Annotated in this window: 21 protein-coding genes and 3 tRNA genes; 2 read left to right on the top strand and 22 right to left on the bottom strand. The window is 39.1% G+C overall.

Annotation, left to right across the window (positions count from 1 at the left end):
• Positions 1-11 precede the first annotated feature (11 nt).
• From ahcY to KJ593_01600, 15 genes are all read right to left on the bottom strand, one after another.
• Positions 12-1,283 (bottom strand): adenosylhomocysteinase, encoded by a 1,272-nt coding sequence (gene ahcY / locus KJ593_01670; GenBank protein MBU2540586.1) that lies wholly within the window; start codon positions 1,281-1,283, stop codon positions 12-14.
• Positions 1,280-2,446, bottom strand: coding sequence for a methionine adenosyltransferase (metK, locus tag KJ593_01665; protein MBU2540585.1), 1,167 nt, complete (start codon positions 2,444-2,446; stop codon positions 1,280-1,282). The genes ahcY and metK overlap by 4 nt, the downstream gene beginning before the upstream one ends.
• 54 nt (positions 2,447-2,500) lie before the next feature.
• The gene (locus KJ593_01660; GenBank protein MBU2540584.1) at positions 2,501-3,256 is read right to left on the bottom strand and encodes a nucleotidyltransferase family protein; all 756 of its coding nucleotides are present in this window, start codon (positions 3,254-3,256) and stop codon (positions 2,501-2,503) included.
• A gap of 12 nt (positions 3,257-3,268) precedes the next feature.
• On the bottom strand, positions 3,269-5,014 hold the full coding sequence (gene ptsP, locus KJ593_01655) for a phosphoenolpyruvate--protein phosphotransferase (protein MBU2540583.1): 1,746 nt from the start codon (positions 5,012-5,014) through the stop codon (positions 3,269-3,271).
• Positions 5,007-5,264, bottom strand: coding sequence for an HPr family phosphocarrier protein (locus KJ593_01650; protein MBU2540582.1), 258 nt, complete (start codon positions 5,262-5,264; stop codon positions 5,007-5,009). Before KJ593_01650 ends, ptsP begins: the two co-directional genes overlap by 8 nt.
• 17 nt (positions 5,265-5,281) lie before the next feature.
• Positions 5,282-6,523: a YvcK family protein gene (locus KJ593_01645; protein MBU2540581.1), complete on the bottom strand. Its 1,242-nt coding sequence runs from the start codon at positions 6,521-6,523 to the stop codon at positions 5,282-5,284.
• Position 6,524: 1 nt separating this feature from the next.
• Positions 6,525-6,995 carry a PTS sugar transporter subunit IIA gene (locus tag KJ593_01640; protein MBU2540580.1) on the bottom strand — a complete coding sequence of 157 codons (471 nt, stop codon included), beginning with the start codon at positions 6,993-6,995 and terminating at the stop codon, positions 6,525-6,527.
• A 58-nt stretch (positions 6,996-7,053) separates the two neighbouring features.
• Positions 7,054-7,129, bottom strand: a tRNA-Gly gene (locus KJ593_01635).
• A 17-nt stretch (positions 7,130-7,146) separates the two neighbouring features.
• Positions 7,147-7,228: transfer RNA gene (locus KJ593_01630), tRNA-Leu, on the bottom strand.
• 7 nt (positions 7,229-7,235) lie between these two features.
• Positions 7,236-7,308, bottom strand: a tRNA-Lys gene (locus KJ593_01625).
• Positions 7,309-7,506: 198 nt separating this feature from the next.
• Entirely contained in the window at positions 7,507-8,067 is a 561-nt protein-coding gene (frr, locus tag KJ593_01620) for a ribosome recycling factor (protein ID MBU2540579.1), read from the bottom strand.
• Between the two features lie 49 nt (positions 8,068-8,116).
• Positions 8,117-8,836 (bottom strand): UMP kinase, encoded by a 720-nt coding sequence (gene pyrH / locus KJ593_01615; GenBank protein ID MBU2540578.1) that lies wholly within the window; start codon positions 8,834-8,836, stop codon positions 8,117-8,119.
• Positions 8,837-8,838: 2 nt separating this feature from the next.
• The gene (tsf, locus tag KJ593_01610; GenBank protein ID MBU2540577.1) at positions 8,839-9,366 is read right to left on the bottom strand and encodes a translation elongation factor Ts; all 528 of its coding nucleotides are present in this window, start codon (positions 9,364-9,366) and stop codon (positions 8,839-8,841) included.
• A gap of 26 nt (positions 9,367-9,392) precedes the next feature.
• Positions 9,393-10,259, bottom strand: coding sequence for a 30S ribosomal protein S2 (gene rpsB, locus KJ593_01605; protein ID MBU2540576.1), 867 nt, complete (start codon positions 10,257-10,259; stop codon positions 9,393-9,395).
• Between the two features lie 338 nt (positions 10,260-10,597).
• Positions 10,598-12,403 (bottom strand): ABC transporter ATP-binding protein/permease, encoded by a 1,806-nt coding sequence (locus tag KJ593_01600; protein MBU2540575.1) that lies wholly within the window; start codon positions 12,401-12,403, stop codon positions 10,598-10,600.
• Positions 12,404-12,569: 166 nt separating this feature from the next.
• Between KJ593_01600 and KJ593_01595 the strand changes: the two genes are divergently transcribed.
• Complete coding sequence (locus KJ593_01595; GenBank protein ID MBU2540574.1) at positions 12,570-13,502, top strand: Gfo/Idh/MocA family oxidoreductase; 933 nt, start codon at positions 12,570-12,572, stop codon at positions 13,500-13,502.
• Positions 13,499-14,638, top strand: coding sequence for a lipid-A-disaccharide synthase (gene lpxB / locus KJ593_01590; protein MBU2540573.1), 1,140 nt, complete (start codon positions 13,499-13,501; stop codon positions 14,636-14,638). Before KJ593_01595 ends, lpxB begins: the two co-directional genes overlap by 4 nt.
• A gap of 46 nt (positions 14,639-14,684) precedes the next feature.
• Here the strand turns inward: lpxB and KJ593_01585 are convergent, their stop codons facing one another.
• The 7 genes from KJ593_01585 to KJ593_01555 all read right to left on the bottom strand — a co-directional run bounded on the left by KJ593_01585 (position 14,685) and on the right by KJ593_01555 (position 20,306).
• Entirely contained in the window at positions 14,685-15,857 is a 1,173-nt protein-coding gene (locus KJ593_01585; GenBank protein ID MBU2540572.1) for an aminotransferase class I/II-fold pyridoxal phosphate-dependent enzyme, read from the bottom strand.
• Between the two features lie 10 nt (positions 15,858-15,867).
• A complete protein-coding gene (locus tag KJ593_01580) occupies positions 15,868-16,353 on the bottom strand; it encodes an Lrp/AsnC family transcriptional regulator (protein ID MBU2540571.1) in 486 nt (161 codons plus the stop codon).
• A 162-nt stretch (positions 16,354-16,515) separates the two neighbouring features.
• Positions 16,516-16,689 carry a hypothetical protein gene (locus tag KJ593_01575; GenBank protein ID MBU2540570.1) on the bottom strand — a complete coding sequence of 58 codons (174 nt, stop codon included), beginning with the start codon at positions 16,687-16,689 and terminating at the stop codon, positions 16,516-16,518.
• An 87-nt stretch (positions 16,690-16,776) separates the two neighbouring features.
• Positions 16,777-17,595, bottom strand: a complete 819-nt coding sequence (locus KJ593_01570; protein ID MBU2540569.1) for an AAA family ATPase — start codon at positions 17,593-17,595, stop codon at positions 16,777-16,779.
• A 2-nt stretch (positions 17,596-17,597) separates the two neighbouring features.
• Positions 17,598-18,620 carry an undecaprenyl/decaprenyl-phosphate alpha-N-acetylglucosaminyl 1-phosphate transferase gene (locus KJ593_01565; protein MBU2540568.1) on the bottom strand — a complete coding sequence of 341 codons (1,023 nt, stop codon included), beginning with the start codon at positions 18,618-18,620 and terminating at the stop codon, positions 17,598-17,600.
• A 29-nt stretch (positions 18,621-18,649) separates the two neighbouring features.
• Positions 18,650-19,264 (bottom strand): PIG-L family deacetylase, encoded by a 615-nt coding sequence (locus KJ593_01560; protein ID MBU2540567.1) that lies wholly within the window; start codon positions 19,262-19,264, stop codon positions 18,650-18,652.
• A gap of 64 nt (positions 19,265-19,328) precedes the next feature.
• A complete protein-coding gene (locus KJ593_01555) occupies positions 19,329-20,306 on the bottom strand; it encodes an SGNH/GDSL hydrolase family protein (protein ID MBU2540566.1) in 978 nt (325 codons plus the stop codon).
• Positions 20,307-20,559: the final 253 nt, after the last annotated feature.

Here is a 20,559-nt window from a genome sequence, read left to right as displayed (position 1 = left end):
GATATACGAAATTAGAGTGTTCCCTGCTGCCAGCTCGATAAATATTTCCGTTGCTCTGGACTTAAGGTATCTATCTTTATTCCCATAGAATCCAGCTTTAATTTGGCGATCCCTTTATCAATATCTAAAGGCACAGGATAAACCTTGTTTTCTAAACTTTTACTATTCTTAAAAATATATTCAGCGCACAACGCCTGATTAGCAAAGCTCATATCCATAACTTGCGCCGGATGGCCTTCAGCAGCAGCAAGATTAACTAATCTTCCCTCGCTTAGGATGTAAATCTTTTTGTTATTTTTCTTTAATGTATACTCAAGCACAAAGTCCCTAATCGGCCTTACGCTTTTACTCATCTTCTTTAAAGCAACAATATTTATTTCTACATTAAAATGTCCGGAATTGGCAACTATAGCGCCGTCTTTCATGAGGTGGAAGTCTTTTTCATCAATTACATTTATATCGCCTGTGGTAGTTAAAAATATGTCACCAATCTTTGCTGCATGGGATAGCGGCATTACCCTAAAACCATCCATAGTCGCTTCCAAGGCCCTCAAGGCATCTACCTCGACAATTATAACCTTAGCGCCCATGCCTTTGGCGCGCATAGCAACGCCCCTACCGCACCAACCATAACCGCAGACAACAAAATTCGATCCAGCCAGTAATCTATTGGTGGAGCGAATTATTCCGTCAATAGTTGACTGACCAGTGCCATAGCGATTGTCAAACATATATTTTGTCTGGGCATCATTAACAGCAATTATGGGATAAGATAAGGCGTTATCTTCCTGCATCGCCCGCAATCTAATAACTCCAGTTGTAGTCTCCTCTGTTCCTCCTATGCATGAATCTATACCAAATCTTAAAGGCTCTTTATGTAAGGTGGATACTAAATCTGCTCCGTCATCCATAGTAATCTGAGGCCTTATAGCAAGTGCATTAACAATGTGCTTATAGTATGTGCGTTTATCTTCACCTTTAATGGCAAAGACACTAATGTTAAAATCATGCACGAGCGAAGCAGCCACATCATCCTGAGTACTTAAGGGATTTGAAGCACATAAATTAACCTTGGCGCCGCCTGCTTTTAAAACCCGCATTAAATTTGCTGTTTCAGTCGTCACATGCAAACAAGCAGTAATTCTTACTCCGGCTAAAGGCCTCTCCTTTTTGAATCTCTCGCGAATTCCGGAGGTAACCTTCATGTCCCTTTCTGCCCACTCGATTCTTGCGCGACCCTTTTTAGAAAGGCGTATATCTTTTATATCGTAATTTTTTTTCATTTTAGTTCCTTTAATAGCTCCTTTACTTTATCTGTTCTTTCCCAGTTAAAACCAAAACTAGCGCTACGGCCAAAATGGCCATAAGCAGCCGTCTGCTTATAAATGGGTCTTAAAAGATCCAGACAATTGATTATTCCCCGCGGCGTTAACGGAAAGACCTTTCTCACTAAGCTTACTAATTTACTATCGGAGATTTTAGATGTTTGATAAGTGTCAACCATTATCGATAATGGATCAGCCCTCCCAATACAATAGGAAAGCTGAATTAAGCATCTCTTGGCCAATTTTGCCGCAACAATATTCTTTGCTATATAGCGTGCCATATATGCTGCTGATCTATCTACCTTTGATGGGTCTTTACCTGAAAAGGCACCGCCACCATGAGCAACAACACCACCATAAGTATCCACAATAATCTTTCTGCCAGTCATACCCGTATCACTCTGGGGACCACCAACAAGGAACTTACCCGTTTCATTAATAAAAAACTTAGTCTTCTTATCTATCCATCTGCCTAAAACAGGCCTAGCAACCTTGTCAATAATTACAGCCTTGGCAGAAGGTTTCATTTTTGTACCTGTCTTATCAAGAACAGTTTCTGTATGTTGCGTTGCCAGAACTATCGAATCTACTCGAACCGGTCTGCCTGCCTCATATTGAACTGTAACTTGGGATTTACCATCAGGCCCTAAGAATTTTAAAATATTATTTTTTCGCACATGCGTTAACCTAGACACCAATTTATGGGCCAGGACTATGGACAGAGGCATAAGCTCATCGGTCTCATCGCAGGCATAACCAATCATCATGCCTTGGTCGCCTGCTCCGCCACGATCAACACCCTGGGCAATATCGGGAGACTGTGCATGTATCGCATTAAGTATGGCACAGGTTTTATAATCAAATCCGTACTTAGGCGAGTCATAGCCAATCTCACGAATAGTATTTCTGGTAACGCCATGAACATCAATATAACTAGAGGTTGTGATTTCTCCACCGACAATAATCAAACCCATAGTTACATATGTCTCACAGGCGACGCGTCCAGCAGGATCTTGTTTCAATACCTCATCAAGAATAGAATCAGAAACCTGATCACACAACTTATCGGGATGACCTTCTGTTACTGATTCAGATGTAAAAAATATTTTTTCTTTGTGCATACTTTTTCCTTCCTTTCTTTTCAACACAGATATAAGTAAGTATCTGTGTAAATATTATATTAAATCAGGGTGTATTACCGTCTGGAATGTCTTGTTTGCTTTAAAGTACTGTTTTTTATCTCCGATGTCAAACCATCTGCCGTTAAAAACCCAACCATAGGCGTAACCCTTCTTAACAAGCCAGCTAATATAGTGTCCAACTGCATCTTTTTTCTGACTCAAGCGCAAATACCTATCAATAATCTTTCCCTTTCCCTTGGGAAAATAATATAGACACATTGCCACCAGGGTCGACTTAGGTTGTCTTGGCTTCTCTTGAAAATTTGTAATCTTTCTATTGCGGCCAATCCGAACAACACCGTATTTTGTTACCTCAGTTTTTTTCTTAAAGTCAAAAAGTCCAACGCAAATCTTTTTTGATTCCCTGCCCCATTTTATGAAATTTCCTAACTTTGCATCAAAAAGATTATCAGCGCCAATAATGACAATATCCTCTTTTATATTCTTTTTATCAATTACAAAACCTAGATCGGCGATGGCTCCTAATTTATCCTCATCTGAGGCTGTCTTATCATTGAGGATAGTTACCTTCTTTTTGAAATGATATTCTTTAGCCCAATTCTTAAAATCAGTATGAAAACGATTATTCGTCACAACTATAATCTCATTTATATCAGGGATCAATTCCAATTTATGGATAATAATATTAATAACCGGCACGCAATTAATAGGCAGCAATGCCTTGGGAAAATTTAAGGTCAAAGGATAAAGCCTGGTAGCATAACCGGCTGCAAGTAATATTGCCTTCATTTTTCTCCTTTCCTAATATAATTTAACAATCTCGTTCAATTTTCTGCTAGTAAATTCTTCTACTGCTTTGGAATCAGACAGCGTTAATGCTTTATCAGCTATTTCTTTTGCCTGGTTGTAACTAACCGCACGAATAATACGCTTAATCTCCGGAATAGCAACAGTGGAAACACTAAACTCATCAAGACCCAAACCCAAGAGTAAAATAACAAATGCTGGCTCACCCGCCATCTCACCGCACATACCAACCCAGATATTTTCCTTATGTCCGGCATCTATTATACTCTTGATTAAACGTAACACAGCCGGATGTGCAGGCTCATAAAGATAAGCGACCTTTTCGTTGCTTCTATCTACAGCGAGAGAATACTGAATTAAATCATTCGTCCCAATACTAAAGAAGTCTACCTCCTTAGCCAAGATATCGCAGGTTAAGGCAGCGGAAGGAACCTCTATCATTGCCCCGACCTCAATATCTTCATCAAAGGAGACCTCCTCCTTTCTTAGCTCTTGTTTGCACTCTTCCAAGAGTTCATTAGCCTGTTTTAATTCTTCTACCCCGGAAATCATCGGATACATCAATTTTAAATTACCGTGGCTAGATGCACGTAACACTGCGCGCAACTGTACCTTAAAAAATTCAGGCTTAGCCAAACAGAAACGTATTGCGCGCCAGCCTAAAAATGGCGCCATGTCATGAGGAACTTTTAATGTTGATATAAATTTATCCCCTCCTAAATCAAGGGTGCGAACAATTACTGCATTTGGGGCTACCTTCTCGGCAACTACCTTATATCTGTTGTAATGCTCTTCTTCAGAAGGAAGGTCCCTTCTATTCATATAGAAGAACTCTGTGCGATAAAGCCCTATTCCTTCAGCGCCATGAGCGAGTACAGAATCTACCTCCTCCGGCAACTCAATATTAGCAGCCAATATAATTTTTCTGCCATCAAGAGTCACAGGCGATAAGTCCTTAAACTCCTGCACCGTTGCAACACGACTTAGGTTATCTTCTTTTACCTTGGCATATTTACTGATATGTTCCTGAGTAGGATTAACAATAACAACGCCTTGGCGACCGTCTACAATAAGCCTGTCATCGCCTCTTATAGCAAGAGTAGCCTGTTCCAATCCCACAACAGCAGGTATCTCTAAACTCTTAGCTAAAATAGCAGTGTGAGAGGTCCTGCCTCCTATATCAGTAATTAAGGCAATGACGTGCTTTTTGTTCATTGTTGCAGTATCAGAAGGAGAAAGTTCGTGGGCAACAACAACCACCGGTTCCTCTAAATCGGTTAGGCTCTTCTGTTTCTTGCCCATTAGATTATGGATAACGCGTCTACCTACATCATTGATATCAGATATCCTCTCTCGTAAATACTCATCCTCGATCTTTGAAAAGACATCCATGTATTTTTTGAGCGCCTGGGAGAAGATATATTCAATGCAAACCTTCTCTTTCTTTAATCTGGTAATCACCTCGTCAATCAACATTCTATCTTCCAGAACAAGTAGATGGGCGTCAAAGATCTCACTACCTTCAGCGCCCATATCTTTGGATATCCTCTTTTGGATATCTATAATCTCTTTTCGAGTCTTAATCAACGCCTCTTCAAAACGGGCAATCTCTAAGGGAACCTCCGGGGCCTCAATTGGTTTCTTTAGAACCCTGAGCTCCTGCTTACCAAATATATAAGCTCTACCGATTGCTACGCCTGGTGCGGCGGGTATTCCTTTTAATTCAATATAATTACTCATCTTTACTAACCAATGCGATTAATTGTTCTATTGCCTCAGCGGCATCATCACCTTCAGCGACTATCGCTACACGCGAACCTTTTTCAGCAGCAAGCATTAGAATCCCCATGATCGACTTTCCATTAACCTCTTGAGCACCCTTCTTAATAGTAATATTTGAATCAAACTTATTGGCAAGCTGTACAAATAATGCTGCTGGCCGAGCATGTAAGCCCTGTTTATTCTGGATAACGACTTCTTTTTCGATAATGTGCATGGCTTTATCTTTTAGACATAATTCGCAATTATATTCACTATGGTTTTAGCCAATTTTTTACTATCATGTCTTACAAAATCTGTGAAATTAACTAGGTCTTCCTCCACAACCAAGTATCCTGCCTCGCGAATCTTTTGACTATCAGCAATAACAGGAAATGATTGCTTTTCTCTATATTTATTCAAAAAATGTTCTGGGATCTTAGCATTGTTCACTACGCAAGCATCAACGATCTTTTTATTTGTATGATTAATTAATGCCTTTAAATGGTCAAAGGCAGTATATCCGTCTGTCTCGCCTCCTTGAGTCATAACATTACAGGTATAGATCTTAAATGCGTGTGACTTTATTATATTATCAACTATATCCTGAATTAATAAATTTGGTATAACACTTGTATAGAGGCTACCCGGACCTAATATAATTAGCTCTGCTTCTTCAATTGCCTTTAAGGCACTACTTGAGGCCCTAATCATTGCAGGCCTTAAAGAAATACGTTTAATAGGCTCACCCTTACTGGGAATCTTTGCCTCACCAAGAGTCTTGCTGCCATCAAAGTAGCTAGCTTCTAAAGTCACTCTTTCTAAAGTCGCAGGTACAACCCGACCCCGGATAGCCAATACCTTACTTGACTGCTCAATGGCCTTTTCAAAATCTCCGCCAGTAAGTTTAGTCATAGCAGTCAGAAAGATATTGCCAAAGCTGTGACCTTTAAACTCCGTGTCACCTTCAAAGCGAAACTGAAACAGATTCTGCATTAGAGGCTCAGCATCAGCTAAGGCAACAAGGCAATTGCGGATATCTCCGGGTGGCAATACATCGAATTGTTCTCTCAAGCGACCAGAAGAACCACCATCATCAGCCACAGTAACAATAGCAGTAATATTATTAGTAAAACTTTTTAAACCTTGCAGCAACGTTGACAGTCCGGTTCCACCGCCGATGGCAATAATCTTAGTACCCTTCTCGAGTTGCCGCTTGCGATACATAATATCTACCAATTCCCTTTCTCTCTCCGGCAAGAAAACCGTAATAAAGGATTTCATCAATTTCTTAATGCCGGCAATAATCATACCTATTCCCACCAAGATGATAAATGCATCGAAGAACTTGATAACCAGGAATTCATCAAATATTAATCTTGCCCAACCATAACCAAAAAGAAGCAGGCCGCCTCCTGTTAAGAGGATCCAGCGTTTTACCTTCATTCCAGGATAGAGCCATTTTATAATTCTTTTTATTTTAGTAAGCATGTTAGGCCTTTCTTTCGTCTTCTTGAGAGATGATCTTTAATATAGTAGCCTCATCCTTTGCCTCTTTCAGCTTTTCACGAAAATAGCTGTCTTTTAAAAGACGAGAGATTCTTGCTAAGGCCTTTAGATGTGGACCAGCTGAATCTTGAGGCGCAAGCAATAGGAAAAACAGATACACCGGCTCTGCGTCTAATGAATCGAAATCAACGCCGCTCCTTGATAGGCCAAATGCAGCAACTAATTTTGTTACGCAATCGCTTTTTCCATGAGGAATTCCTATGCCCTGTCCGATGGCAGTAGAACCAAGCGACTCCCGCGCAAGAAGTATATTAATTATTTTAGCCTTGTTTTTTTTATCGACCTCTCCTGCAGAAATCAATAAATCAAGTAGCTCTGAAATAACCTCGTCTTTATTACTTCCTTTGAGATTTGAACTGATTGCCTTCTTGGGTAAAAAATCCATCACTTTCATCAAAAGCCTCCGTCTAATTAAGTATTAATTTAGTTACAAATTATTATTAGGAAAATCTTGGAGCGAGGGACGGGGTTTGAACCCGCGACCTTCTCGTTGGCAACGAGAAGCTCTACCAGCTGAGCTACCCTCGCATGTCGCTCGCAATTTATGCGGATGGAGGGACTTGAACCCCCATGGGTTACCCCATATGGTCCTAAGCCATACGTGTCTGCCAATTCCACCACATCCGCGCAAACTTGGGCCACCCGCGACTTGAACGCGGCACACCCGCCTTAAAAGAGCGGTGCTCTACCGGATGAGCTAGTGGCCCATAGTTATTCTTTATTTTATTATCAACGAACGAAATTAAGATCTCACTATTTTTTATATTAATTCAACAAAAATCAGTATTATGATTTCTAATAGTCCAAACATAAGAAACAGTCCCACGCGACCTGCCCTATAAAATCGTTATGTTATCTTACAGGAAAGACTCTGCAGGACTGTTACCTAATAATACTTTTCTAATTTAAAACTCTACTAGCTCCTTCTCTTTGTTCTTGAGAATTTCATCAACCTTACTAATACATCTATCGGTGATCTTCTGAATATTATCTTGGGTCCTAAAGCGCTCATCCTCAGTAATCTTGGAGTCTTTTTCCAAGTGTCTAACTATCTCAACTGCATCGCGTCTAATCGTACGTAAAGATACTCTTCCGTCCTCTGCCATATCTTTTACCATCTTGGCCAGTTCATCTCTTCTTTCCCTGGACAACTGAGGAATGCTCAAACGGATAATCTTTCCGTCATTAGTAGGGTTGAGTCCTAAATTTGCCTTAATAATTGCCTTTTCAATCTCAGCAATAGCAGAAACATCCCAGGGCTGTATTACCAGAAGCCTTGCATCAGGAACGGAAATAGAGGCGATCTGCTTTATCAGAGTCGGGGCTCCATAATAATCTACATGTATCCCCTCAACTATACTAGAATGCGCCCTTCCTGTCCTTATATGAGCAAACTCTCGCTGCACAGACTCAATTGTCTTCTTCATTTTGTCTTCGGTTTCACGTAAAATAGTTTTTACTTCCATCGCAAATACCCTCTTAGCTTAAAATTAAGATATTTTAGCGAGCAGTCTTTTAGTGGATTATAGTGCCGATCTTTTCTCCTAAGACCGCTTTCTTTATATTGCCGGATTTTAAAAGATTAAAAATGATTATAGGCAAGCCGTTATCCATACACAGACTTATTGCTGTAGCATCCATAATCTTTAATCCTTTCTTTAAAAGGCTAAGGTAGGAAAGCCGGAAAAATTTTTTAGCAGACTTATCTTTGAGCGGATCAGCAGAATATACGCCATCGACTCGCGTCGCTTTCAAAATTACGTCAGCCTTTATCTCCATGGCGCGCAAAGCGCTCGTTGTATCGGTTGTAAAATAGGGGTTGCCTGTTCCAGCAGCAAATATAACCACACGTCCCTTCTCCAGATGCCTGATAGCCCTGCGTCTAATGTAAGGCTCGGCAATCTGATGCATTTCTATGGCTGTCATTACTCTTGTCGGAACAGACATACCTTCTAATATGTCCTGAAGTGCCAGCCCATTAATCAAGGTTGCTAACATCCCCATATAATCCCCGACAGTTCTTTCGATGCCGAAAGACTTTTCGTTCTCCTGGCCGCGAAATATATTGCCACCACCCACAACAAGGCTTACCTGAACATTCATCTGAACAATCTCTTTTACTTGATGAGCGATAACCTTGCAGGTATGCATATCAATACCATGCTCCTTACTGCGACCTAATAATGCCTCTCCGCTTAATTTTAAAACTATACGTTTAAACGCTGGTTTTTTCATTATTAACCTATAGAAAATCGAACAAATCTTTTTATGATAATATTCTCGCCCATCTTAGCAATCAAGGAAACCAGACAATCGCCGGCTGTCTTTGAGGCCTCTTTGATAAAAGGCTGCTCAAGTAAACAATGGACTTTACGATATTCGGCTTCTTCTTCTTTTTTAATCTCCTTTTTCAAATCGCTAGACACAGATTCAAAATCAACATAAGTAGGGGCTGTTGCTGCTATTTGCATCGCTATATCTTTAGTAAAGCGAATAAACTCTTCATTCCTTGCTACGAAATCAGTTTCACAGTTTACTTCTACCAAAACGCCTAATTTAGAACCAGTATGCACATAAGACTCGACTCGACCTTCTCCTGCTGTCCGGCCTGCCTTCTTCTTGGCAATATCTAAACCCTGTCGCCGTAGGATATCCAATGCCTTATCTTTATTGCCGCCTGCCTTCTCAAGCGCCTTCTTACAATCAGTCATTCCAGCTGCAGTGATCTCTCTTAATTCTTTTATAATATTGACTTTGTTTGCCATCGCTAGCTAGCTCTCCTTAACTTAATTTATTCAACATCCTTAGATTTACTCTTTTTAACTGCCCTCTTGGGAGTCTTTATAGGAGTCTTTTCATCAGATTCTTCCTGTATCTGAGGCACCTCTTCAATCAACGCATTCTCCTGCGGCCTATCCTCTTCTGTTTCTTTGCCAGAGGTTGCCTTAACATCTTCTTCTTTCTTTGTATCCAGGAATTCCTGCTTGCCTTCTAAAACAGCATCGGCAATACAGGTTACAATCAATTTTATTGATCTTATTGCATCATCATTTCCTGGAATGGGAAAATCAATAAAATCAGGGTCGCCATTTGTATCGATAATTGCCACAATCGGTATTCCTAAACGCTTAGCCTCCCTGACAGCTGTATCTTCTTTTTTAGGGTCGACGACAAATAAGGCCTTTGGCAATTCCTTCATATCCATGATGCCGGAAAAATTCTTTCTCATCTTATGCATCTCTTTACTCAAGCGAGAAATCTCTTTTTTAGAAAACTTTGCCATAATGCCTTCTTCCTGCATCTTTTCTAATTCCTTCAGATGCTTAACAGACTTTCTCACTGTATGGAAATTTGTAAGCATACCACCAACCCAACGTTCTGTGATATAGAAAACGCCAATTCTCTCTGCCTCACTCTTCATAACTGCTTGCGCCTGCTTCTTTGTACCAACAAACAAAACACTTCCCCCTTTGGATGTCAATTCTTTAAGATAGGCCTTGGCCTCTTCAAGACAAACAACAGTTTTCTCCAAGTCTATAACATAGATACTGTTACGTTTAGCGAAAATGAACTTCACCATTTTAGGATTCCAACGCTTTGTTTGATGTCCAAAATGAACTCCTGCCTCTAAAAGTTGTCTCATAAACTCTGTAGCCAAATTAACTCCTCCTTTAATGCGCGCGTGACTCATGAAGCCCGTCTCAAGACGGACAACATAAATTATAGGTCAAACTAAACTTAACTTACGCTAAATTAGGGCCTTACTGCCCTTATTATTAGACAATTTCAATAATATACCTTAAATTTATACTTGTGGCAAGTAATTTTTAAGCTTTTTTTTTACCGCAAAATCGCAAAAAATTAGCGTAAAATTGGAAAAAATTGACAAAAAATGTAAAAAAATCAGCCAAAAATTAGATCTTTTTGCGAATTTTGAGCTGTTTTGACCCCTTAAAAAGAATTGGTAGGTGCCAAATAGCGGACGGATTTATGCGGCTAACCTATGCCTTCTTCTGGCAATGTCTGCTGCATATCGTGTAATAGCTTGTATAGGCCGCCCTTTGCAATTAACTGCTGATGTGTGCCCATCTCTTCAATGCGACCCTTTTCCAAAACAATAATCTTATCAGCGCCTCTTATAGTTGAAAGGCGATGAGCAACAACAAATACGGTTCTGCCAGCGATAAGTTCGTTAATCGCTTCTTGAACCACTTTCTCTGAAGCGCTGTCAAGTTGCGAAGTTGCCTCATCCAGAATTAATATGGGCGGGTTTTTCAATATTGCCCTGGCTATTGCCAGACGCTGCCGTTCACCTCCAGATAATCTATAACCTCTATCTCCGATAAATGTATCATAACCAGAAGGCATATTCATAATAAAATCGTGTGCCCCTGCTTTTTTTGCAGCCTTAACTATTGCTTCGAATGCCGCATTAGTGTTTCCATAGGCAATATTTGCCTTCACAGAATCGTTAAATAGAATTGTCTCTTGAGTTACGAGTCCCATCTGCCCCCTTAAGGAGCTTAAGGTCGCTTCTTTAATATCCACACCATCAATTAGAATGGTTCCTTTAACCGGGTCATAGAATCTTGGTATTAAATCGACTAAACTGCTTTTGCCAACACCGCTTGGCCCAACTATGGCCAAGACCTCACCTACATTAACTTCAAGATTTATATTATTTAATACATCATTATCCTCATATTTAAAACTTACGGAGTCGAATATGATGTTCTTTTTAACTGGTGGGAGTGTAATTGCTCCTTCTTTCTCACTCACAGTGGCCTTGGTATCAAAGACCTCATAGACGCGGTTACTGGCTGCGATTGCCTGTTGGTTTAAAGAATGCACGCCCGAAAGCTTCTTAAAAGGGCGAATCATGGAGAGCAAGGAACCTAAAAACAGACTAAATACACCAAAGGACAATTCTCCTGCAATTACCTCTTTACCAGCCCAAACAAATACAAAGATTCCACCAAATACACCGATAATCTCCGTTAAAGGAGAAAGAACCAGCATACGCTTGATTGACTTCATCGTAATTCTATAATAACCTTGATTATGAGTCATAAACTTATTGGTCTCAGCCTCTTCCATGGAAAATGCCTTAACAATGCGTACTCCGGAGATTGTCTCAACTAATAAGGAATTAATGTCTGCCATCTTTTCCTGGGAACGTATGCTTAATCTTTTAAGTACTTTTCCGACTAAAATAATAGGAATACTCACCAGAGGTAAAATAACCAAAGAGACCAAGGCCAGTTTCCAATGTATATAGAAAATTAAAAAGGTAAACATTGCTACCTGAAACGACTGATATACTAAATCAGTAAATCCATAACTTGCTGCATTTTCAATCAGCTTAACATCATTAGTAATGCGGGAGATCAACTCTCCGCTTCTTTTTCTCGTAAAATAATCCAGGGATAAATCTTGCAATTTTCTATATAGCTTCGAACGCACATCCCTTACCACGCGTTGACCGATATCGCTCATTAAATAAGATTGGATAAAATTAAATACTCCCTTTAATATAAAAAGCACAACTACAACAACGGCCATAAGATACAACAACCTTAAAGGCTCAGTATTATTTATAGAGTCAACGAAGCCGGCTAAACCTTTTGGTAATTGTTTGGGAACAACGATTTTTTTGTCTGTTAAGACCTTGTCTGCAAGAGGCACAACCATGGACAACTGGGCTACATCAAAAAGGGCTGAAGCTATCATGCATACTACAGCCAGGCCCAGCATCAGCCGATAAGGACGGATAAATCGTAATAGACGCAAATAACTTTTCATAACTTTATTATTTATAACACGTTAATGTTTCTGGCTGCAAACTGTCTGTAATTCTACCATAGCTATTATCATGCGTCAAGACTCATAAAGCCTTCTCTTGACTTTTGCTAGGAGATTTGATACTATTCAATGATCAGACAGATACTAAAATTAGATTTTCTCTAACATGAAAAAAATTAATATAGGCGTTATTGGCGTAGGGCATTTGGGACAAAGACATGCCCATGTCCTAAGCAAAATAAAAAAGGTCCAGCTTGTAGGCATTTGCGACATTGATAAGAATAAAGGCAAAGAGCTGGCGCGCACCATAAAAACAACCTACTATGCAGACTATTCAGACCTCCTGAAGCAGGTCCAAGCAGTTATAGTCTCTGTCCCCACCAAGCATCACTTCCGAGTTGGCTATGATAGCCTCAAACAAGGCGCGCATGCCTTGATTGAAAAGCCTATCACTCCCACAGTGGCTGAAGCGGGAAAATTAATAAATTTAGCCAAAAAGAAAAAACTTATACTTGCTGTAGGACACATTGAAAGATTTAACAATGCCTTCCGGACAGTCTGCGATATAGTTAAAAAGCCAAAATTCATAGAATGCCATCGCCTAAGCCCATTCCCAGCTCGTTCTCTAGATATTGGGGTAGTATCTGACCTTATGATCCACGATATTGACCTTATCCTAGAGCTTGTAAAATCAGATGTTGTATCCATAGACGCAGTAGGCGTTAATGTCTTAACTAATCTTGAAGATATCGCAAATGTACGCCTGCGCTTTAAAAACGGTTGTGTCGCTAATTTGACTGCTAGCAGAATTAGCGCTAAGGCAATGCGTAAATTCAGAATATTTTTAAAAGATTCCTATATATCTCTTGATTATATGCATAATCAAGCAAGCGTATACAAAAAAGAGAATAAGAATATCTACAAACATGAGGTTCCAATCGATAAAGCTGACCCCCTCCAGAATGAACTAGAGTCCTTCCTTGACTGTATCTTATACGGAAAAGATCCTGTAGTTTCAGGCTGGGAAGGAAAAGAGGCCCTCTCATTAGCAATAAAAATCCAAAAAAAGATTAACGAATATATCAAGCATTACACATGAAAACTATCTTTATTGTTGCTGGCGAAACATCAGGTGACCGCCATGGAGCCAGTCTGGTCAAAGCCCTACAAGATAAGCATCTTGAGATCAAATTCTTTGGCCTAGGCGGAAAATATCTGCAAGAGGCCGGGGTAAAGCTATTATTTAATATTACAGACTTGGCAGTAGTCGGTTTCTTTGAGGTCTTGCACAATCTGGCTAAATTTAGAAGCATATTCGTTAAAACCCTAAATGAAATAAAGAGAATTAAACCTGCCTGTTGCATATTAATTGACTATCCGGGATTTAATCTGCGTCTGGCACGCGAATTAAAAAAAATGCATATCCCTGTTATCTATTATATCTCGCCTCAAGTCTGGGCCTGGCACAGAAGCAGGGTTAAATTAATTAAAAAATATGTGGATAAAATGATTGTCGTCTTTGAATTCGAAAAGGAATTTTACAGGCGATTTGGTATTGAGGCAGAATTCGTAGGTCATCCTCTCCTAGACGCTGTAGAAATAAAAAAAGACTCTAACCAGTTAATAAAAAAATATAATTTAAAAAAAGAGAAAACGACTATTGCACTCCTGCCGGGTTCGCGAAAAAAGGAAATTCAGAAACTCCTTCCCATAATGCTTGAATCTGCCAGGATTATCGATAAAAATAACCAACGCAACACGCAGTTTATATTCATACAATCTAACACCCTAAATAATGACTCAAGCCTTACCCCTCTTCTAGAAGGCTTTAAAGATTTGGATCTGATTAAAGTCAGTGAAGATGAAATATACGATTGCTTATCTGCCTCTGATTTGGCTATAGTAGCCTCTGGTACTGCCACGTTGGAGACCGCACTTACCTCAACGCCAATGGTTATTATCTATAAGCTTAATTTACTTTCCTGGATGCTTGCAAGACTCTTGGTTAAAATCCCTTATATCGGATTAGTAAATGTCGTGGCAGGAGAAAAAGTAGTGCCTGAATTAATCCAGTTTAAAGCGCAGCCTCGGCTTATCGGAAGGGCTTGTCTAGAGCTGCTTTCGGATAAGGGAAAATATCAAGAGATAAAATTGAAACTCGATAGCCTTAAAAAAAGATTAGGTAAAGTCGGGGCAAGTAAATCTGCCGCAGAAATCATCGCAAAGCTAATCTAATAAACCTCAAAAACTAAGCTTTTCTAGTAGATAAACTTTTATTGAATTATCTTCTGTGCTTTTTCAGGAAGTGTGCGATGCGGGAAAGCGCCTCTTTCAAATCAGAGAATTTAGCAGCATAGGCAATGCGGATGAAACTATCAAGGCCATTACCAAAGGCAATACCAGGCACTACTGCTACTTTTTCCTCCTTTAGGAGGCGTTTTGCAAACTCAGTACAGGAAAGATGCGTCTTTTTAACCGAAGCGAATATGTAGAATGCACCCTGGGGACGATGACAGGAAAGACCTAATTCATTAAGGCCTTTAAATACAAATTCTCTACGCCGTCTATACTCCCTGCACATTTCATCAAGGGAATTTTTTGAATTCTCCAAGGCCTCAACAGCTGCCAATTGACTCATAATCGGAGCACATAGCATACTATACTGGTGAATCTTGGTCATTGCCCCGATTATATCCACAGGGCCACAAGCATAGCCCACTCTCCAGCCGGTCATAGCATACCCTTTAGAGAATCCGTTTAAATAAATGGTGCGCTCCTTCATCGCAGGTAAGCTCGCAAAAGGAGTATGCTTAAAGTCAAAGCTAAGCTGCGAATAGACTTCATCGCTAATTACTATCATAGCTCTTTTTTTGATTACTCTAGCCAATGCCTGCAATTCATTTTTTGTGTAAGAGGTGCCGGTGGGGTTATTTGGATAATTCAAGACTATTGCCTTTGTTTTTGAATCGGCGAAATTTTCAATCATTTCCGGTTTTAATTTAAACCCGTCGTGAAAATCCGTGCGGATAATCTTTGCTTTTGCCCCACATAAATATACTAAAGGAGCATAGGCAACGTAACTTGGAGTTGGAATTAGAACATTATCTCCTCTATTTAGTATAGCCCTGAAAGCTAAATCAAGACCTTCAGATACACCTGTGGTTATTAGAATCTGGTTATTTGCATCATATCTAATATCGCATAGATTCTTAACGTGCCTCTTGATACAAAGGCGCAACTTCATCATTCCTTTATTAGAGGTATAACTTGTCTGGCCTCCTTCTATAGAAAAAATTCCTGCTTCGCGGATGTTCCAAGGAGTAACAAAATCTGGTTCACCAACCCCTAGAGATATAACATCCTTCATCCCTAAGACAAGATCGAAAAACTCACGTATACCTGAAGGTGGCAAGTCGTTTGCAATCTTTGAAATTCTCAAATCTCTACTTTTCATTATCAGCAACCTAGTAACTTATAGCTATTCTTCTGTTTTCTTTCCTGAATTTTAAAATATCCCCGTCCTCTTTATATTTTTTAAGTAAAAAATGCGTGACTGTAGCACGCACATTCTCCATGGGTGCGAGTTTCTCTGCAACAAAATTAGCAACTGTGTGAATATCGTCTCCTTCAACCACAAGCAGTAAATCATAAGTACCGCTAACCAGATAAGAGCTTTGGACTTCTGGAAACTTATATATGCGCTCTGCTAAATAATCAAAACCGAGATTTTTCTGAGGTATTACGCTTACTTCAATCAAGGCCCTCACTCTTCTACGGTCCTCCTTTAACAATTCCTTATTGATTAATGTCTTATATTTTACAATAATGCCTTGTTTTTCATATTTTTTTATTGCTGACTTAACAAATTTTGTTGATTTGCCTAGCATCTTAGCAATTTCTTCCGGCCTGATACGTGCATCTTTTTCTAAAACCTCGAGTATTTCGTCCATAGCTTAACCTCCGTTAAATCAGATGATCGCAGATATCTGCGATCATTTGTGGTATTTTATCTGTACCCATCTTTGCAAATAACAGTATGCCCGCTTTTTTTGGATAAAAAAGCGGGCATCATGCTAACTAACCGAAAAGTGAGTTAACAACAGTTGCCTTAATTAAGCCTTCTCTTTCAATGTAATAGCAATAGCTAAAAGAAGCATTACAGTGGCAAAACCTAAAAATCCTCTGGCTCCTACTTCAAATAATGGCCTAAACATTATCCGAGAAATTATTCCTAACACAATAGAAGCAATAGCTATGGGTATACAAACATCAGCCAGTTTTTTCATCCTCCCCCTCCTTTAGTGAGCACATAACTTACGCCCTACTTTAATTGTACAACCTCAAAAAAAAGTGTCAAACTATTTTTATATTCTCTATTCGACCTCCAAATCTGAAAAGGCCTCCTTAACCATCTCGCCCTCAATATTTCTAACCTTATGACTAAATGCCGTCAATAGGGCCAAGTCGCAAAGGTGATTAATTCTGCGCGGAATACCTCCCGAATATTCATAAATTAAATGAATTGCCGAATCAGCAAAAACCCCCTCATCGCCTCCAGCAACTTTAAAACGATGCTTAATATATTTAGTTGTATCCTCCTCGCTTAGCTGGCAAAGGTGACAGTGTATAGCAATGCGCTGTGACAATTGCCTGTTACGCTCAATAGCATCTTTTAATTCCGGCTGACCGAGAAAGAGCACATTTATAAGGAAATTTCTTTCAGTCTGGAAATTAAGTAGAAGGCGCAATTCCTCCCAGACATTTTTATCTTCGATTACATGCGCCTCATCAATAATAAGCACTGTCTTCTTGCCGTCCCTGGCATTATTTTCTAGGATTTCGCTTAAGGCATCCAAAACAACATTCGTCAATACCTCTGTACGCTTTTTCGGCAGCTCCTTTGCGCCGAGGCGACTAGCAATAGTCATTAATAATTCTACGTATTCAAGCTTAGGATTTGCAATGAATGCCGTCTTGTAAACTTCTCTACTTAGCTCCTTTAATAAGGTCCTGCCTAAAAGTGTTTTGCCGCAACCAAATACACCTGTAAGAACTCCTGCGCCCTTTTGTTCTCTCACAGCGTATAGCAGACGCGAGAGGCCTTCTCTATGCTGATCCGAATAATAGATAAATTTAGGATCGGGCGTATTCTCAAAAGGTTTTTCTTTTAACTTCCAATATTTCTCATACATATTTAATCCTTAGCTTTTAGTTTATCTATATTCCAGCCGCTGCGGCGACGTTTGCCAATAATCATAAGTACGGCTATCATTAGAAAAATCGCGGCTGCCTGAATCAATAAAATAATAGCAATCTTCCAAGTAGCTCTAAGTAGTACCATAGCACTAATACCTAAACATATGCTGACTAGATAAATGAAAATAACCGCTCCTTGAGGCTGCAGACCTAAATCTACTAGCCTATGATGAAAATGATCTTTACCAGCATATTCTAACCACTGTTTAACATTCTTCACTTTCCCCTCTTTAACACGCATAACCGTAGTAAAAACCATATCAAAAATAGGAACCCCGAGAATTAAAATTGGGATGCTTATCCCTACAATACGGTCTTGTGCCCACACGCCAACAACAGCAATACTTGCCAGCATAAATCCCAAAAATGTGCTGCCAGAATCACCTAAGAAAACCTTTGCTGGCTTAAGGTTATGCGGCAGAAAACCCAAACAGCAGCCGAAAAGAATAATACTCAAAAATAAAATCTGATTCTGATTTGTGAAAAAAGCAATTACAGCAAAACAAAGGCTACTAATACAGACTAGACCTGCGCAGAGCGCATCCATTCCATCGAGGAAATTCATAGCATTCGTTATTCCTACAATCCAGAGGATGGTTATAAGACATCTTAAGATAATACCCCAAGCTGTATTAGGAAAAATAGTCAATGTGGCTGAATTTGTAATAAGCATTAAAACTACAAGTATCTGAATACCTAGGCGTAACCTGGCTGAAAGCTTATTAAGATCATCCAAAAAACCTACAATAAGTATAATAAGGCCTCCAAACAATACACTGAGAATTACAATATCAAATTCATTTCTAATTACAAAAAGGATTAACAGATATGGAATAGCAAGGGCAAGACCTCCCAATAGAGGAACCGGCTGAACGTGTATCTTCCTCTTCTCGGGGCGGTCAAGGACATTGAATTTAAAACCGATCCTTATCGCAATCTGCGTGAAAATAAATGTGCTCACTACTGAAAAGATGAAAATATAGAATAATTTCATGACTCTAACATAAACCTTAAGGCCTTGAATCCCTCAGCATACTTCACTCGCCCCTGAAAACCCCTGAAATTTGCACAAGAGGTCGCACTATCCATTATACTTAAGCCTGGGACTCTTGTCTTATGCACTTGAGAACGATGCAACTTTAGGAGTTGGAGTTTTTCAAAGATAATATCACCAATATCAACAAATATATCCGGCTCAAAGCCAATAGTAGTCGGGACCTCATAAAATAAGACCTTCTTTATATATCTTGTAGCTGAAATAGCGGCCTCTGCAACCACCCTGTGATCTTGATGGATATCAGAAGGAGCATTAAATAAGACAATCTCTGGCTTAACCTTATTCAATATTGCCTCGATCTTTCCAATCAACTCTTTGGTTAAACATATTTTAGTGTCCTTATAATTCCCCCAAAAAACGCGTTTTGCTTTTAAGAATTTAGCGGATTCTTTCTGCTCTTGACATCGCCTAGCGCCAGAGGCTCCGATTTCTCCTTTAGTTAAAATTAAAAGATAAACATTATTTTTGGCCTTAGTATATTTCAATAATGTCCCACCGCAGCCAAATTCAATATCATCCGGATGCGCACCGATTGCCAATATGTTCATAATATCACCTCTATTGATTATATCACGGATTTAAATTTTTAAAAACTTTTGCCTTTATTTTTTTCTAATTATCCTCTTGTATAATTTTTGCTATAGTTTCTGAAATAATTTCAGCGCGTATTTTATTTCCCTTTGGACTCATATGGATTTCATCGATAAACATCTCCGAACGCCTTGGAAATATGCTTTCTAAATCTATTAAATAAACACCAGTCTGGCGGGTTAAATTACGAATAACATTGTTATGTTCCATAATTCCTTTAGCCAATTCAGCATATATTGATTTGCTCTCTTTTACAGGACCTAAAACTTGAGCCACTAAAACAACATCGACATCATTAGCCCTGGCAAGCTGAATCAAGGACAAAATATTTCGTTGGAAAATCTGCGCAGACGTATTCGCTAAATTCCTTTTATAATCACCAGTAACATATTGATATGGCCATTTCTGAACAATTTCATGAATATGCGGCGGCCAGGTTAAAAAAGCAATCCCTAATCTTTCTCCCACTCGGCCAATAATCTTTTGAGCTAATATACTTTTAAATAGAGCCCTTTTTAAAGCTGGTATCGGCCTCCAAACAATATTAAAATCTGAATAATCAAAGGCACCCTTACCCATAATCCTGGGAAATATGTCGTTAAATCCAGAATAAATTATTATCATATCAGGTGATAGAGGAAGAATGCGAAATTGAAATAATAAAAAAATATTAGCTGATGTGTATCCCGGCACGCCGGCGTTAATCACATCGGGTACTTTCTTTTTAACGGTATTCTTTAGAAGCTGATTAAGAAAATAAGGATAGGACTCTTCCGGGGAAACCCTTGAACCATAGACACTAGATGCACCTAGGCAAAATATTCTATAAATATTTTCCTCTTTAGAAATATCTATCTCTTGACCCCTAAAACCTAATGAATTATGCTTCGCTATCTTTGGATTCAGCACATAATTAAGAAAAGGATGGGACGAAAAAAAATTAATTTGTCCATAAACCTGGGTCTCTTTTGCTTTAACTCTTTCGCGTATGCGTAACATTACCTCTGCTACAAGAAAAAATAACAAGATTATTAATATATACGAAAGGGCTTTTTTTCTACTGGTAAATCTTTTCATTTCTGTATCAGTAAATAAGATTTTTGTCTTTTTGCAGCGTAAAAATCGCGCGGAGTTTTTATATTTAATAGCCTTAGGAGGAATCCTCTTATAGGAACATAATAACCAGAAATCATAAATCTAAAAACAAGTGGGTACTTAGAAAATTTGGAAACAAATACCCTTTTTAATGTGT

The sequence above is a fragment of the Candidatus Omnitrophota bacterium genome, from assembly GCA_018830005.1.
Classification (GTDB): domain Bacteria; phylum Omnitrophota; class Gorgyraeia; order JAHJTE01; family JAHJTE01; genus JAHJTE01.
Note: the sequence above shows the minus strand (reverse complement) of the source record. Positions and strands in the feature narration are given on the sequence as shown.